Raw genomic sequence first — 15,645 nt, 5'->3', positions numbered from 1 at the left:
ATCTCTGCGGGTAGAGGGAACGGGTGCCAGACAACCCGCAGCAAAACGTCACCTTCCCGAGCAACGGGGGAGAGGCGCATGGATACCTAGCCGTCCCCCCGTCGGGCTCCGGTCCCGGGGTCATCGTGATCCAGGAATGGTGGGGGCTGACCTCCCACATCGTCTCGATCGCCGACCGCCTGGCCCGGGAGGGTTTCGTGGCCCTGGCCCCCGACCTCTACGGCGGAGCGACCACCCACGACGCCGACGAGGCCGGAGCGTTGATGCAGGCCCTTCCCCTCGACCGGGCCGCCCGCGATCTCGCCGGCGCGGTCGGTTTCCTCCTGTCCCAGCCCCAGACGACCAGCTCCACCGTGGGGGCGGTCGGGTTCTGCATGGGCGGGCGTTTCGTGCTGACCCTGGCCGCCCAGCAAGGCGAGAAGGTGTCGGCGGCCGTCCCGTTCTACCCGGTCGGACCGGACCTGCCCGACCTCTCCGGGATCAAGGCCGCGGTGCAGATGCACGTCGGAGGCTCCGACGCGTTCATCCCCGTCGAGGCATCCCGGGGGATCGCCGACAAGGTCGCCGGGGAGGCGTCGGTGACCCCAGAGTTCCACGAGTACCCCGCCGGCCACGCGTTCCTAAACGACGAGAACCTCCTCGGGACCTACGACTCCGAGCAGGCCGCGGTGGCGTGGGGCCGGATGGTCGAGTTCTTGAAGCAGCACGTGCGCTGATTCCCTCGGGGGACAGCGGCCGTTAAGGAGCCGGCGCCGGGCGCGTCAAGCTGCCTCCACCGCGGCGGGCGGCGCGTCGTCGAGGAGGTCCAATACGGCCTCCTCGACCGCGCCCTGCGTGGAGGGATGACCGAACTCCACCCCTTGCCCGAGCGACGCCAACGCCGGCGCGACGGTCTCGCCGTGGTGGTAGCGGTCGACGACGCGGGGATCGACGTAGGAGCGGCGTACCACAGCTGGGGTGTTGCCCAAGTAGTGGGCCACCTCTCTCATGGCCATGGCGACGCAGCGCTTGCGGGCGGTCGGTGAACCCGCCCCGGCGCCGACAGCCAGGGCGACCGCCGCGAGCACCGTCGCGTTCCAGGTCCGGAAGTCCTTGGCGGAGCAGTCCACGCCGGCCTGCTCCCTCACGAAGCCGTTGATGTCGTCGGAGCGGACGTCGACCCACGCCACCTTGCGCCCCACCTGCCGGCGCCAGGCGAGAAGGTCGGGGCCCCCGCCGCGGCGGGCTTTGAGCGCCCCGATGACCTCCGCCACATCGGGGTCCACGACCGACTGCAGCCGGCGCTTGGACCCCTTGGCGACGAAGTCGAACGTCACCGTGTCGCCGTCCACGTGGGCGTGGCGTTTGAGCATGCTGGCCAGCCCGTAGGTCTGGTTCTCCTCCGCGTAGGCGTCCGATCCGATGCGGAAGAACCCGAGGTCGAGCAGCCGCGCCGCGCACGACAGCACCCGCTCCCGGCCCAGGCCGTCGGCGCCCAGATGGTCGCAGATCCTGGCCCGCAGGTCCGGGAGGGTCCGGGCGAAGACCAGCATGTGGTCGAACTTCTCCTGGTCGCGCCGGACGCGCCACGCGTCGTGGTAGCGGTACTGGGTGCGGCCCCGGGCGTCGACCCCGGTGGCTTGGATGTGCCCGTTGGCGACCGGCGAGATCCACACGTCCTGCCACGCCGGCGGGATGACCAGACCCGCGATCCGTTCGATCACCGCCGGGTCGGTCACCCGCTGCCCGTGGTCGAGGTAGACCCAACCCCTACCCGCCCGCCGCCGGGTCAGCCCCGGACCGGCGGGGTCGACACGGCGGAGGCGGGTCACAGCCGATGGGTACCCGACCGGCGCCCGGCGAAAACCGCCTGCGGGCGCGCGACCCCGCCGCTACGCCGCCCGGCAGGTCCAGCGGCCGCCGTCGCGCCCGACGCGCAGCCGGAGGCCGAAAGCCTCCGACATCGCGTCGCCGGTGAGCGTGTCGGCCACCGGGCCGGCCGCGACCACCCGCCCCTCCCTCAGGAGGAGGACGTGGGTGGCGCCGACGGGGATCTCCTCCACGTGGTGGGTGATCATCACCGTGGGAGGCGACCCCGGGTCCGCGGTCAGCTGACCCAGCCTGGCGACCAGGCGCTCCCGGCCGCCCACGTCGAGGCCGGCGGCCGGCTCGTCGAGCAGCAACAGGTCGGGACGGGCCATGAGCGAGCGGGCCAGCAGCACTTGCTGGCGTTCGCCCTCCGACAGCACCCCGAAGGCCCGGTCGGCGATCGACGCGAAGCCGGCCGCGGCCAGCAGCTCTTCGGCCTCGGCGCGCTCCTCGTCGCGGTAGTGATGCCACCAGGGTTCGAGCGCGCCGTGGCGGGCCGACACCACGACCTCCTTGGCGGTGAGGGTGGGAACCAGCATCTTGGCCACCGCCGCGCTGACCAGACCGATGCGCTCTCGCAGCACCCGCACGTCGACCCGCCCGAGCCGCTCACCCAGGATCTCGACGTGACCGCGGGTGGGGAAGAGGTACCCGGCGGCCAACTGGAACATCGTCGTCTTACCCGACCCGTTCGGGCCGAGGACCATCCACCACTGGCCGGCCCCGACGTCGAGGTCCACCTGGTGCAGGACCGGGACTCCCACCCGGTCCAAGTCGACGCGATCGAAGCGAAGTGCGGAGCTGTCGGCCATGACGGCGGGCACCCTAGCGGCGAGGTCCGGCGGCCCCGGCCGGCGAGAGAGCGACCGGTTCGCCTTTCCCTACCTGTTGCCGCCACCATGAAGGCATGGCCGGACTCCTCGCCGCACTCGCCACCCGTATCCAGGCCGGCTTCGACACCGTCGCACCCGGCGCCGACCCGGTCCTGCGCCCGTCCGGGCAGGCCGGGGCCGACTTCCAGGCCAACGGGGCGCTCCCGTTGGCCAAGCGGACCGGCCAGGCGCCCGCCGAGATCGCGGCCAAGGTCGTCGCGGCCGCCGACCTGGAGGGGGTCGCGACGGCCGAGGTCCACCCGAAAGGGTTCATCAACTTGACCGTCGAGCCGGCCTTCCTGGTCGCCCAGCTGGCCGCCGCGGCCGCCGACCCCCGACTGGGCGTGGACGTCGTCGACGACCCGTGGACGATCGTCGTGGACTACTCGGCCCCCAACGTGGCCAAGGAGCTCCACGCCGGCCACGTGCGCACCACGATCGTCGGTGACGCCCTGTGCCGGCTGGCCGGGTTCGCCGGTCACCACGTCATCCGGGAGAACCACATCGGCGACTGGGGCACGCCGTTCGGGATGCTCATCGAGCACCTGATCGACATGGGGGAGGAGGTCGGCGCCCGGGAGCTGTCCGTCGGCGACCTGGACGGCTTCTACCGTCAGGCCCGCGCCGCGTTCGACGCCTCCGACGAGCTCAAGGACCGGGCCCGCCGGCGGGTGGTGCTGCTCCAGTCCGGGGACCCCGAAACCCTCCGGTTGTGGCGGATCCTCGTCGACGAGAGCATGCGCTACTTCAGCGAGGTGTACCGCCGGCTGGGCGTGCTGCTGACCCCCGAGGACGTCGTGGGGGAGAGCTTCTACAACGACATGCTGCCAGGCGTGGTGAACGAGCTGGAGAGCCTCGGGCTGCTGGTGGACAGCGAGGGAGCCAGGTGCGTGTTCCCTCCGGGATTCACCGGGCGCGACGGCGAGCCGTTGCCGCTCATCGTGCAGAAGTCCGACGGCGGGTACGGCTACGCCACCACCGACCTGGCGGCCATCCGCGACCGCTTCGGCCGGCTCGGCGCTGACCGGGCCCTCTACGTCGTCGGCGCCCCGCAGCGCCAGCACTTCTCGATGTGCTTCGCCGTCGGGAGGGAGGCGGGCTGGATCCCCGAGGGCGCCGAGGCGGTCCACGTCGCGATCGGGAACATGCTCGGACCGGACGGGAAGATCTTCCGGTCCCGCGCCGGCGAGGCGGTCAAACTGATCGAGCTGGTGGACGAAGCGGTGGCGCGCGCCTCCGCCGCGGTGCTGGCCAAGAACCCGTCCCTCGGGGACGCCGAATCCACCGCGGTCGCACAAGCCGTCGGGGTCGGCGCGTTGAAATACGCCGACCTGTCCACCGACCGGGCCCGCGAGTACGTGTTCGACTGGGACCGGATGCTGGCGTTCGAGGGCAACACCGCCCCCTACCTGCAGTACGCGGTGGTGAGGATCCGCTCGATCTTCCGTCGAGGCGGTATCGACCCGTCGTCGTTCGGCGCCGGCCGGGTGCCGGTGAGCGTCGACGAGCCCGCCGAGCGGGCCCTGGCCCAGCGGCTCCTGGCGTTCGGCTCCGCCATCGCGTCGGCGCTCGAGACGTGGAGCCCCCACAAGCTCTGCACGTATCTCTTCGAGCTGGCCGGGGAGTTCACGTCGTTCTTCGAGAACTGCCCGGTGCTGCGGGCCCCGTCGCAGGAGGTGCGCGACAGCCGCCTCGAGCTGTGCGCCCACACCGCGGCGGTTCTGGCCCAGGGATTGGAGCTGCTCGGGATCGACGCGCCCGAGCGGATGTAGCCCCTGGCGGGCGTGTCGGCAGTCCCGGGCTCGGCGGTGCCGGCGGGGCGCGGCGGCTGTAGCGTCCGGTGCATGAGCTCATCTGCAGCCTCCGAAGCCGTGCGCGTGGAGCGGGACGGGCCAGTCACCACCGTGATCCTCTCCCGGCCCGCGGCCCGCAACGCCGTGGACGGCCCGACTGCCGTCGCGCTCCACGACGCGTTCGAAGCGTTCGACGCCGACCCCGACGCTTCGGTGGCGGTGCTGTGGGGGGACGGGGGAACGTTCTGCGCCGGCGCCGACCTCAAAGCCCTCGGCACACCACGCGAGAACAAGGTCCGCCGCCTCGGGTCCGGCACGCCCGCGCCGATGGGACCGACCCGGCTGCAGCTGTCGAAGCCGGTGATCGCTGCCATCAGCGGATATGCAGTCGCCGGCGGCCTGGAGCTGGCGTGCTGGTGTGACCTGCGGGTGGTGGAGGAGGACGCGGTGCTCGGCGTCTTCTGCCGGCGCTGGGGGGTGCCGCTCATCGATGGGGGAACGATCCGCCTGCCCCGCCTGATCGGGGAGAGCCGGGCGATGGACCTGATCCTCACCGGACGCCCAGTGGACGCGGCCGAGGCGCTGGCGATCGGCTTGGCCAACCGGGTCGTGCCCACCGGCGAGGCCCGCCGAGCCGCCGAAGCGCTGGCCCGTGAGCTCGCCGCTTTCCCCCAGACCTGCATGCGCGAGGACCGCCTGTCGGTGCTGTCGACCTCCGGCCTCCCCGCCGGCGACGCTCTGGCTGTCGAGCTGGACCACGGGCGGGTGTCTTTGGCCAGCCCCGAGATCGGCGCCGGGGTCGGTCGTTTCGCGGCCGGGGCCGGGCGGCACGGGGCTAGCTGAGCTGCGCTGAGCCGCGCGCGCCGCGGCGTGGCGCGGCGGCGGGGTCGGGGTCGGGCTGGCGGCCTCGGGTCTGGTGGCCGCCTCCGCTTCGAGCGCCAGACGCCCACCGCGGACGGTGGCGAAGTGGACCTCGAAGCGGCGCCACCTTCGGCGCCGGGCCGGAGCCCACCCGAGGGGTGCCTAGCATGCGGCGGGTGACCCCCCGCATCGCCGTCGGACCACTGCAGCCCGCCTACGCCGTCGCCGCGGTTGAGGCGGGAGGAGGGCAGGTCGTCAACCCCGACGGGAAGGCCGACGGGCTGATATGGCTCGCTCCGCGTCAAGTCGACGCGCTCCACGACGCGCTGGAAGCGACCGGCGCCCGTTGGGTGCAGCTGCCGCTGGCCGGCGTCGAGCGCTTCCACGAGGCCGGACTGTTCAGCGCCGGCCCCCAGTGGACGTCGGCCAAGGGCAGCTACGCCGAGCCGGTGGCCGAGCACGCGGTGATGCTGGCTCTGGCCGGGCTGCGGGTGCTTCCCACCCGGATCACCGCGACATCGTGGGGGAAGCCGGATGGCATCTCGCTCTACGACCGGGACGTGGTGATCCTCGGTGCCGGGGGGATCACCGCGGAGCTCCTCCGCCTCCTGGCGCCGTGGCGGGTACGGGCCACCGTCGTGCGTCGCCGTCCCGACCCGGTGGAGGGCGCCGCGGCCACCGTGGGTCTCGAACGCCTGGACGAAGTTCTGGCGCCCGCCCAGGTGGTGTTCCTCGCCCTGGCCCTCACACCCCAGACCCGAGGGGTGATCGCGGCCCCGCAGCTGGCGGCCATGAGACCGGACGCGTGGCTGGTCAACGTGGCACGCGGACCCCACGTCGACACCGACGCGCTGGTCGCGGCTCTCGACTCCGGGGCCATCGGGGGAGCGGCGCTCGACGTGACCGACCCCGAGCCGCTGCCCGACGGGCACCCCTTGTGGGGCCGGGCCAACTGCATCATCACGCCCCACACCGCGGACACCCAGGCGATGGTCGAACCGCTGCTGGCCAGGCGCATCTCCACCAACGTGCGTCGCTTCGCCGCCGGTGAGCAGCTCGAGGGCCTGGTCGACATCGAGGCCGGTTACTGAAGCACCCGGTCCGGCCGGGCCGGCCGGCTGCTGGCGGTCTCAGGTCTCAGGTCTCAGGTCTCAGGTCTCGGCTATCGCAGCTCGTCGAGCGAGATGTGCTCGGGAGGACCGCCGGCGGGCGGCAGGATCGGAGCGGTCACCGCCCAGCCGTCGACCGGCCAGCCCGACCCGGTCGGGCCGATCACCGCGAACTCCGGTCCCGGTCCGAGTGTGAGCTGGCGCATCCACACGGCGTCGTGCCGGTCGCCGAAGCGCTGGACCGCGTCCTGCCACGGGACGCCGCGAGCCTTGTCGGCGAACCCCACGGTGCCGGCCGCGCCGGGCGGGCGGTCGGGGGCGCCGACCACCAGGCGGTACAGGCCGCCGGCGCCGGCGCCGGCCCCGGCCTGCCGGGCGGCCGCGTCGTGAGCGGCCAGGCGGCGAGCGTCAACCGCGGCGTCCGCCAGATGGCCAACCGCCTCCAGGTCGCGGACCACATACCAGTCGAGGTAGGCCGGGGCGCCGGGCGTCGGCACTCCCGGCCACCACGGCGGTACCGGCAGACGCCACGACCACGACTCCCGCCAACCGGCCGGCGGGTCGGCGGCCAGCGCCCGGTGAAACGCCACGAGCGCGGCCTCGTATTCGCCGATCGATGCGTCCTCGGCCGGTTGATGCCAGAACGCGTAGGCCAGCGGCCCCTTCACGCGACCCACCACCAGCCGCCGGCTGCCACCGTAGGCAACCGCTTCAAGGATTGACCGCCCGGGCCACGACGACGTCTCACAACGAGGCAGTCTCCCGCACATCTCCGCCGGCCGCGGCCGGAGGCCCCGGGTCGGGCTCCTGCTCGGGCAGCGCCCGCACCGAGCGGACCGCTCGGGGAACCAGCCACGGCACCGACGAGGCGGCCACCGCGACGCTCACCCACAGCGCTCCTCGCAGCCCGAGCGTGGCGCCGATCACGCCCCCGACCAGGTTGCCGACCGGGATCACCCCCCAGGAGAGGAACCGGACCGTGGCGTTCATCCGGCTCTGGAGGGAATCGGGGCAGAGAGCCTGGCGGAGCGTTACCTGGGAGACGCTGTAGACGCTGACACCGAGCTGGGCGACCCATTGCGACGCCGCGACCAGCCACATGCCGCGGTGGTCGCCGGGAGCGAGCGGGGCCAGGGCCGCGCCCGCCGCCGCGACGGCCATGGCGACGATCACCGCCGGGCCGTACCCCAGCAGACGGGTGACCCGGGCCGCGATCAGCGCGCCGACGACCACGCCGGTGCCCCCGATGAGAAACACCACGCCGATGCTCCCCGCGCCGAGATGGAGGGTCCGGGCCAAGTAGACGACCAGCACCGTCTCGAGCATCGCGATGCTCAGATTGCCGAGCGTGGTGCACACGGTGAGCCGACGCAGCAGCGGGCGGCCGGCGACGTAGCGCAGGCCGGCGACGACCAGCGAGGTGGTGGTGGCACCGGGCCGGCGAGCGGGCGGTGACGGTTCGGGGGTCCGCACGGCGCGCACGCCGAGCGCCGACGCCGCGAAAGACACCGCGTCGAGGGCGACGGCCGGCGCCGGGCCGACGAGTCCGATGAGCACGCCGGCGATGCCGGGGCCGCCGACCTGGGCGACCGACTCGCTCAGGCTCAGCTTGGCGTTGCCGTCGAGGAGCTGCGAATGGTCGAGCAAGCGCGGCAAGTAGGAGCGGTAGGCGATGTTGAACAGCACCGACGCGAGGCCCGCGACGAACGCCGCGACGTACATCTGGGCCAGGGTCAAGTGACCGAGCGCGTAGGCGACGGGCACCGACCCGATGACCACCAGACGGACCCCGTCGCTCCACATCAGGACCGGTCGGCGCCGGCGATGCTCGACCCAGACCCCGGCCGGGAGGCCGATCAGGAGGTAGGGGAGGGTCTCCAACGCCCGTAGCACCCCGACCCCCAAGCTGCCGGTGTGCAGGACGTTCAGGGCGGCCAGGGGGAGGGCCAGCTGGCTGACCTGGGTGCCTACCTCGGAGACGGTGACGCCGCTCCAAAGCGACATGAAGTCACGCTGCCGCCACAGTGACCCCGCCCGCGCCATCGCGTTGATGCTGCTCCTAGTGGCCGAGCCCCGTCAAACAATTCTCAGCGCAGAGTGGCCGAACCCCCGCGAACCGTGCGGTATCGACGGATCTCATAGAGAACGATCGAAGCTGAGACGGCCGCGTTGAGTGAGGATGCCGACCCGCTCTGTGGGATGGCGACGAGCGCGTCGCAGGCCTCGGCCCAGGCTCGGCTCAGGCCTGCTGCTTCGTTGCCGATGACCACCGCCGTCGGCGGCCGCCAGTCGCGGGCCCAGACCTGGTGGGTGGCGTCCTCGCTGGCGCCGACCACCTGGAACGGCTGGGGGCGGCGTCTCAGCCAGGAGAGCACCGCGTCGGGCCCTTCCTGGCGGACGACCGGCAGCGCGAAAAGCGAGCCCCTCGACGCCCGCACCGCCTGCGGATCGTAGGGGTCGGCGGCGTGCCCGGTGACCACGACCGCGCCGGCGCCGAGGGCGTCGGCGGTGCGGATCATGGTCCCCAGGTTTCCCGGCGAGGAGGTCCGATCGCCGATCAGCACCAAGTCGACGTCGGGTCCGATCCGGCCGAGGTCGTCGGGCTGGGTGCGGGCCACGGCCAGCAGCTCGGGCGGCCCGTCGTCGCGCCCGCCGAGGTCGCTCAGCAGCTCGGCCGGCAGCTGGATGCGCGTCGCGACCGCCGGCCCCCCGAGCACGTCTCGAGCCCAGGAGGAGAGCGGCCCGGGCCGGTACAGCAGCGCGTCGAGTGGCCATCCTCGCTCGACGGCGACGGTGATGGGGACGACGCCCTGGATGAGAAATCGGCCGAGGCGCTGGCGGGCCCGGCGATTGGTGAGCAGGGCCTGCCACTGCTGGAAACGGTCGTTGCGGGCGGCGACCACGACCGGGCCGGGCCCGGCGCCCCCGGTCACGAGCGGCGCCCGCTCAGGGGTCCAGCCGCGCGGTGGCCAGACCCCAGGGGCGCAGCACGAACGACTCGTCCCATGCTTCGAGGGGCCGCCCCTGGAGGTCCACCAGCCATCCCCGCCGGCCCGCCACCCCGACGACCGCGGTGTCGTCGGAGGGGTTGAACATCCGCAGCTCCAGTCCCCCGTCGTGGTGACGCAGCGCCGACACCTCGGCCCCGGTGACCTCGAGACGGCTGCCCGACCGGGGGCCGTCGCCGGTGCCGACCACGACCTCGAGGGGCAGCCAGACGTCGTCGGCCAGCGCGTAGGGGTCCGTCGGGGCCAGGGCCACCGCGAGGCGGGACGTGACCCGGCCAGCCATCTGGGGTCCCTCCACGGGTAGCGGCGGCCCCGCGGCGTTGGGCCGGTAGGCGGGGGCCGGGCGCGACAGCATGCCGGTGGCCCGCAACACCGTCACCGCGACGGCCCACCCGTTGTCGACCACCTCGTATTCGGCCACCCCTTCGTGGGTCACGGTGAGCCCGCCGGCGGTCACGAAACGGCGGGCCGGGAAGGTCGGCAGGGGCCACTCCCCGTACCCTCCCTCCGCCTCGAGTCCCCGACGGACGGTCCCGAAGGCGCACTCGGCGACGGAATGGTCGGTCCTCGACGGCAGCGGGAACCACGCCCTCAGGCGGTGGTCACGGCAGCGGTTGTCGAAGGTCGTCTCGACCCGCACGGCTCGGTCTCCGGCCCGCACCTCCAGCCAGGTCACCACCTCGACGTCCTCGGCGCCGACCCGGCGGCCGTCGACGATCGCCGCGGGCCAGCGGAACCGGCGCAGGACCCGCAGCCGCCCCCGGACCGGGCCGTGCTCGACGCAGGTGACCTCGACCGCCTCCGGTCGATCGACCACGAAGTCAGCGACGGGCGGCGAGTAGTTGTAGGTGTCGCCCTCGTCCCCGTCGTCGACCAAGCGACCGAGACCAGCCAGGCCGTTGACCGAGAACGTCCCGTCCGACGGGCTGACCGCTACCCGGATCAGGCCGTTGTCGAGCCAGTTGTCTCGGCCCTCCACGGGGTCGACCGCGAGCGGTGCGGGCTCCCACGCGGCCCACCCGAAGCCCGGCACCGGACCGACCCGGACCGCGACGCGTTGCGACGCCCGGCGGGTGACCCGCACCCGCAGGGGACGGTCCCGGTTGGCGCCGGCCTGGGCGTAGGCCTCCGCCATGACCGAGGCGTTGTCGGCAATGCCCGGAGGGCGGGGGCCGATCGGGGTGCCGGGACCGTCGATGTTCCCCCGGCTGCGGCTCCTGGCGGTCGACGCGTCCGACACCAGATCCAGATCGACGCCGTCGCCGGTCCAGGTGACTGTCGCCGCGGACGCCCGGCCGTCGTGGAGCCATCCCTCGGTGGTCAGCTCGGCCAGCAGACGCCCGAGGTCCCGGCCGGTCCCGGTCTTCTCGGTGGTGCCGGCCTCGATGGCCTCCAGGACCTGGGCGCCGGCGGGCAGCTCGGAGCCGGGCACCACCAGCTCTACGACACCGGAGCGGGGACGGGCCGACGGGTTGAGCGCCACCGCGCCGGGGCCGACCTGGGCCGCCGCCGCCGCTTGGGCCTCCGCCGCCAGCGCGTCGCCCACGGCGCGGGCCTCGGCGTAGCGATGCAAGACGGCGACGCCGACCTCGTCGGCCGAGCAGGCGCACACCGAGTCGTGCGCGGCGTTGTGGACCATCTCCCGCCACGCGGCGGCGAGCAGCTGTCCCGGCCACTCGTCGGCGGGACGCCACAGCGCGCTGAGCGGCTCGGCTCGCCGCTCGAGGGTCAGCTCGGCGCGGGCGGCCGCCACCCGCACGTCGACCCGGTTGGAGACCACCCCCATGAGCAGGTTGGCGCGGGCCCCGGAGCGCAGCTCGCCGGTCCACGCCGGCAGCGCGTCGGTCGGCGCCGAGGCCAGGTACTCGGGTAGCGACACCAGCTCGAACTCGAAGTCCTTCTGCTCGTCGTTGGCCGCGGCCAACAGCGCGGCCAGCCCAGGTTGGGGGGTCTGGTGGTCGGTCCCGTTCATGAGCAGGATCGGATCGCCGGGCGAGCGGAGGAACCCGCCCAACTCGACCTCCTCTGCCCGCATGCGCCGAACGAGCGCGGCGGGCTCCGAGGGCAGGTGAGCCCCGATGCCGTAGCCGACGGGCAGGTACTCGGCGCGAACCGTCGACCCGTCAGGGGAACGCCACCAAAACGCGGTGCGGTCCACCGCGGAGGGGACGCCCCGCCAGACCACGGCGTGTTCGATGCCGGCCTGGCGGAGGATCTGCGGCATCTGGGCGACGTGGCCGAACATGTCGGGCAGGTAGCCGACGGGGGAGCCGCCCCCGAAGCGGGCCGCGGCGGCCAGGCCCATCTGCAGGTCCCGGACGATGGTCTCCGCCGACACCAAGAACTCGTCCATCAACACGTACCACGGCCCGATCGTCAGCCGCCCGGCCGAGGTCAAGCGGGCGATGGCGTCGGCGGCCTGGGGGCGAACCTCGAGGTAGTCGTCGATCACCGCCAGCTGACCGTCGAGGAGGAACGGTCCGGCCCCCGGGTCGGACTCCAGGCGGGGGAGCAGCTCGTCGAGCACCTCCACCAACGTCGCGCGGAAGGACTGGAACGGGACGTACCACTCGCGGTCCCAGTGGGTGTGGGCGACGACCGCGACCTTTCGGACCATGCCCCAAGGGTAGGCGGACGCCGACTGGCTGCGCTCCGGGCAGCCGCCAAGGACGAACCCCGGTGCCGGCAGCGGCTCGGAGCGGCCCTGGCAGCGGCCCGGCACCGGCCTCTACCAGGTCGAACGCGTTCTACTTGCGGCCGTCGCACCACGTGCTCGCAGCCGTCGCGCAAGGTGGTACCTTCTCGATCTGGAGGGCGCAGGTGCATACCGGCAGTTCCCTCCCGGCATTGCGCCGGAGGCCACCGGACACGAGTGAGTGAGGTCCGGCCTGGCCAGGAAAGGAGGGATTGCTCATGGCGACGGGAACCGTGAAGTGGTTCAACTCGGAGAAGGGCTACGGCTTCATCTCCCAGGAGGGCGGCCCTGATGTGTTCGTGCACTTCAGCGCCATCCAGGGGAACGGCTATCGCAACCTGGAGGAGAACGAGAAGGTCGAGTTCGAGGTCAACCAGGGGCCCAAGGGCCTGCAGGCCGCGAACGTGAAGCGCCTCGCTTGAGGCCAGCGCGGAGCTAGCCAGCACCGGGCCAGCCACCGCCGAGACGGGCAGCACCTCGGGCGTCGGGCGATCCGCCGCGCCGGGCGGCCGGAGCCTCGCCGGGCGGCCGGCGGCCCGCGCCCCCGGCCCACCTCCGGCCCACGCCCGGGGGCGCCGGCCGCTCCGACAGCAACGTCGGCGGCGCCCGCCCACCGTCGGGTGACTGGTGGCGACGCCGGCTGATGGACGGACTGCGCCCTGCGCCTACCATGCGCCCATGGACCTGACCTATCCGCCCGAGGCCGAGACGTTCCGAGCTGAGATCCGGACCTGGCTGGAGGAGCACCTGCCGCCCGGGTGGGGCACGCCGGGCTTCGAGATGACCCCCGACGAGCGGGCCTCGTGGAGCGACGAGTGGAACAAGACCCTCTACGAAGGCGGCTGGATCTGCGCCTCCTGGCCCAAGGAGTACGGCGGCAAGGGCCTGTCGACGATGGAGTCGGTGGTGCTCAACGAGGAGTTCGCTCGGGTCGGCGCGCCGCTGCGGGCCGACTTCTTCGGCGACACGCTGGTCGGGCCGACGATCTTGCAGTGGGGCACCGAGGAGCAAAAGAAGGAGTTCCTGCCCCAGATCATGCGCGGCCAGATCGCCTGGTGCCAAGGGTTCTCCGAGCCCGACGCCGGCTCGGACCTCGCGTCGCTCAAGACCAGCGCGGTGCTCGACGGCGACGAGTGGCGGATCAACGGGCAGAAGATCTGGACCACCCAGGCCCAGTACGCCGACTACATCTTCTTGCTGGCCCGCACAGACCCTGAGGCCCCCAAGCACGCCGGGATCTCCTACTTGCTGGTGCCGATGCGCCAGCCCGGCATCGAGGTCCGCCCGATCACCCAGATCAGCGGTTCGGCGGAGTTCAACGAGGTGTTCTTCACCGACGCGCGCGCCCCGAAGGCCAACGTGGTCGGCGGGGTCAACAACGGTTGGAAGGTGGCGATGACCACCCTCGGCTTCGAGCGGGGGACCAGCGCCACCACCGGGTACCGCCGGTTCCAGAAGGAGCTGGAGATGATCATCGACCTGGCCCGGCGCAACGGGAAGATCAAGGACGCGGTCGTCCGTCAGGAGCTGGCCAAGGCCTGGTCGACAGTGAAGATCATGCAGGTCAACGGGTACCGGACGCTGACCGGGGTGCTCACCAACAGCAAGGACACCGGGCTGGCCGCGCTCGGGGCGACCAACAAGATGTTCTGGTCGGAGTACCACCAGCGCGTCACCGACCTGGCCATCGACATCCTCGGCCCGGCCGGCCAGGTGCTGACCGGTTCGGGCGAGGAGGACTTCGTGCCCGGTGTGGGCCGTAGCACCGCCCGGGAGGGCTACGCGCCGAGCGTTTTGCAGTCGACGTTCTTCTTCGCCCGCTCCGAGAGCATCTGGGGCGGCGCGGCGCAGATCCAGCGCAACATCGTCGGCGAGCGGGTCCTCGGGCTGCCGAAAGAGCCCAAAGCCAAGTAGGTGGACAAAGCGGGCGTCGGTGGCGGTGCGGGGTGCCGCCGCCGGCGCTCAGTGGCTGAAGGCGATCCGCTCGGGGTGGCTGTAGATGTTGAACTTGCCGCCCCGGACGAACCCGGCGACGGTCACTCCTAGCCGGGTGGCGGCGTGCACCGCGAGGCTCGAGGGCGCCGACACCGCGACCAGCAGCCCCAGCCCGGCCATGGCCGCCTTCTGGACGATCTCGAAGCTGACCCGCCCGGAGACCACCAGCGCCTGCTCGCCCCGGACGTCGCGGGGATGCAGGACCAGGTCCCCCACGACCTTGTCGACCGCGTTGTGGCGGCCGACGTCCTCGTGGGCCACCACCACCTCGCCGGACGGGTCGAACAGCCCGGCCGCGTGCAGGCCGCCGGTGCGGTCGAACACCCGTTGGTGGTCCCGCAGCCGGTCGGGCAGGGACGCCACGATCGCCGAGTCGAACACGCCGGTGGGCTCAAGCGCGGCGCACGACAGCTCGACCTGCTCGATGCTGGACTTGCCGCACACGCCGCACGACGACGTCGTCAAGAAGCTGCGGGCCGGCGGCGGGGTCCACGGCTTGCGCAGTGACACCGTGACGGTGTTCCACCGTTGCTCGGGGTCGGCGGTAGTGCAGTAGCCGACCGCAGCGATGCCCCCCGCTTCGGCGAGGGCCTCGGTGACGAGGAACCCGGCCGCCAGCTCGAAGTCGTGGCCCGGGGTGCGCATGGTCACCGCCACCGCCGCCGGCTCCTGCCCGGGCCCCGCGGCGCGGATCTCCAGGGGCTCCTCGGTGGCCAGCTGCTCGGGAAGCTCGAGGTGCCGGTCGGGGCGCACCGCGATGGCCCGCACCGGCGTGACCGCCGGCTGCGGCCGGCTCATCGAGCCCGCGCCGCGGGCGGCGCTCCCGGCCCTGCAGCGCTGAGCGCAGCAAGCTCCTCGGGGGTGTCGGCGTCGCGCAGCGCCCAGGCGTCACCCGCGGCGCCGACCCACTCGTCGGGCCCGGCGTCGTGCACGTCGAGCCCCGCCAGCCACTCCTTGAGCGAGGTGGCGCCGCTCGCGACGACCGCCGGCGTGGCCCGCAGAGCCGCGACCGGGTAGCGGGCGCACAGCGGCTGGCGCCGGCCCTCGTCGACGGGCACCACCGCCCCGGCCGCGGGGTGGGCGACCAGCCACGCGACCAGCGACGGGGTGAGGCGGGGCAGGTCGGTGGCAACGACCAGCACGTCGCTGTCGTCGGGCAGGGTCTCCCACACGGACGCGGCGCCGGCCAAGGCGACCAGCGGCCCGCGGCCCGGGTCGGGGTGGTGGGGGAGCCCCGACGTGCCGGGCCCGAGCTCCACGCACGGAGCCGTGTGCGCGAGGAGCATCCGAGCCGTGCGCTGCGACAAAGTGCCGCCCGGGCCGTCTACCGGCAGCGCCGACTTGTCCCTGCCCATACGACGGCTCGCGCCTCCGGTGAGGACCACGCCGGCGCATGACATGCCAGCATTGTGGCCCGTGACGGCCGGGTATGGGTGCAGCAGGCCGTTCGGGACGGATCCGCCC

The 15,645-nt window shown here is 73.0% G+C and carries 14 protein-coding genes; 6 read left to right on the top strand and 8 right to left on the bottom strand.

What is annotated here, in order from left to right; translation table 11 throughout:
- Positions 1–23 precede the first annotated feature (23 nt).
- Complete coding sequence (locus tag K6U06_RS11075) at positions 24–716, top strand: dienelactone hydrolase family protein (protein WP_262321986.1); 693 nt, start codon at positions 24–26, stop codon at positions 714–716.
- Positions 717–761: 45 nt separating this feature from the next.
- Here K6U06_RS11075 and K6U06_RS11070 read toward each other — a convergent pair whose 3' ends face one another.
- Positions 762–1,811 carry a DNA topoisomerase IB gene (locus K6U06_RS11070; RefSeq protein WP_262321985.1) on the bottom strand — a complete coding sequence of 350 codons (1,050 nt, stop codon included), beginning with the start codon at positions 1,809–1,811 and terminating at the stop codon, positions 762–764.
- A 60-nt stretch (positions 1,812–1,871) separates the two neighbouring features.
- Entirely contained in the window at positions 1,872–2,660 is a 789-nt protein-coding gene (locus K6U06_RS11065) for an ABC transporter ATP-binding protein (protein WP_262321984.1), read from the bottom strand.
- 95 nt (positions 2,661–2,755) lie between these two features.
- Here K6U06_RS11065 and argS point away from each other — a divergent pair, with 95 nt between their 5' ends.
- The 3 genes from argS to K6U06_RS11050 all read left to right on the top strand — a co-directional run bounded on the left by argS (position 2,756) and on the right by K6U06_RS11050 (position 6,465).
- Positions 2,756–4,492 carry an arginine--tRNA ligase gene (argS, locus tag K6U06_RS11060; RefSeq protein ID WP_262321983.1) on the top strand — a complete coding sequence of 579 codons (1,737 nt, stop codon included), beginning with the start codon at positions 2,756–2,758 and terminating at the stop codon, positions 4,490–4,492.
- Between the two features lie 72 nt (positions 4,493–4,564).
- Complete coding sequence (locus K6U06_RS11055) at positions 4,565–5,356, top strand: crotonase/enoyl-CoA hydratase family protein (protein WP_262321982.1); 792 nt, start codon at positions 4,565–4,567, stop codon at positions 5,354–5,356.
- A gap of 185 nt (positions 5,357–5,541) precedes the next feature.
- Positions 5,542–6,465: a D-isomer specific 2-hydroxyacid dehydrogenase family protein gene (locus K6U06_RS11050; protein WP_410051018.1), complete on the top strand. Its 924-nt coding sequence runs from the start codon at positions 5,542–5,544 to the stop codon at positions 6,463–6,465.
- Between the two features lie 71 nt (positions 6,466–6,536).
- Here K6U06_RS11050 and K6U06_RS11045 read toward each other — a convergent pair whose 3' ends face one another.
- The 4 genes from K6U06_RS11045 to K6U06_RS11030 all read right to left on the bottom strand — a co-directional run bounded on the left by K6U06_RS11045 (position 6,537) and on the right by K6U06_RS11030 (position 12,108).
- Positions 6,537–7,151, bottom strand: a complete 615-nt coding sequence (locus K6U06_RS11045; RefSeq protein WP_262321980.1) for a hypothetical protein — start codon at positions 7,149–7,151, stop codon at positions 6,537–6,539.
- A 76-nt stretch (positions 7,152–7,227) separates the two neighbouring features.
- Positions 7,228–8,526 carry an MFS transporter gene (locus tag K6U06_RS11040; protein WP_262321979.1) on the bottom strand — a complete coding sequence of 433 codons (1,299 nt, stop codon included), beginning with the start codon at positions 8,524–8,526 and terminating at the stop codon, positions 7,228–7,230.
- A gap of 44 nt (positions 8,527–8,570) precedes the next feature.
- On the bottom strand, positions 8,571–9,416 hold the full coding sequence (locus K6U06_RS11035) for a TrmH family RNA methyltransferase (protein WP_262321978.1): 846 nt from the start codon (positions 9,414–9,416) through the stop codon (positions 8,571–8,573).
- A 13-nt stretch (positions 9,417–9,429) separates the two neighbouring features.
- Positions 9,430–12,108, bottom strand: coding sequence for a glycoside hydrolase family 38 C-terminal domain-containing protein (locus K6U06_RS11030; protein WP_262321977.1), 2,679 nt, complete (start codon positions 12,106–12,108; stop codon positions 9,430–9,432).
- Between the two features lie 296 nt (positions 12,109–12,404).
- Here K6U06_RS11030 and K6U06_RS11025 point away from each other — a divergent pair, with 296 nt between their 5' ends.
- Both K6U06_RS11025 and K6U06_RS11020 read left to right on the top strand, forming a co-directional pair.
- Positions 12,405–12,608 (top strand): cold-shock protein, encoded by a 204-nt coding sequence (locus tag K6U06_RS11025; RefSeq protein WP_262321976.1) that lies wholly within the window; start codon positions 12,405–12,407, stop codon positions 12,606–12,608.
- 256 nt (positions 12,609–12,864) lie between these two features.
- Positions 12,865–14,100, top strand: a complete 1,236-nt coding sequence (locus K6U06_RS11020) for an acyl-CoA dehydrogenase family protein (protein WP_262321975.1) — start codon at positions 12,865–12,867, stop codon at positions 14,098–14,100.
- Between the two features lie 48 nt (positions 14,101–14,148).
- Here the strand turns inward: K6U06_RS11020 and fdhD are convergent, their stop codons facing one another.
- Together fdhD and K6U06_RS11010 are read right to left on the bottom strand one after the other, a co-directional pair.
- Positions 14,149–14,979 (bottom strand): formate dehydrogenase accessory sulfurtransferase FdhD, encoded by an 831-nt coding sequence (fdhD, locus tag K6U06_RS11015; protein WP_262321974.1) that lies wholly within the window; start codon positions 14,977–14,979, stop codon positions 14,149–14,151.
- Positions 14,976–15,581, bottom strand: a complete 606-nt coding sequence (locus tag K6U06_RS11010; RefSeq protein ID WP_262321973.1) for a molybdenum cofactor guanylyltransferase — start codon at positions 15,579–15,581, stop codon at positions 14,976–14,978. Before K6U06_RS11010 ends, fdhD begins: the two co-directional genes overlap by 4 nt.
- Between the last annotated feature and the right edge of the window lie 64 nt (positions 15,582–15,645).

The organism is Acidiferrimicrobium sp. IK (assembly GCF_025499425.1).
GTDB lineage: Bacteria > Actinomycetota > Acidimicrobiia > Acidimicrobiales > Palsa-688 > Acidiferrimicrobium.
The sequence above is the reverse complement of the archived record's forward strand: the minus strand, read 5'-3'. Positions and strand labels throughout refer to the sequence as shown.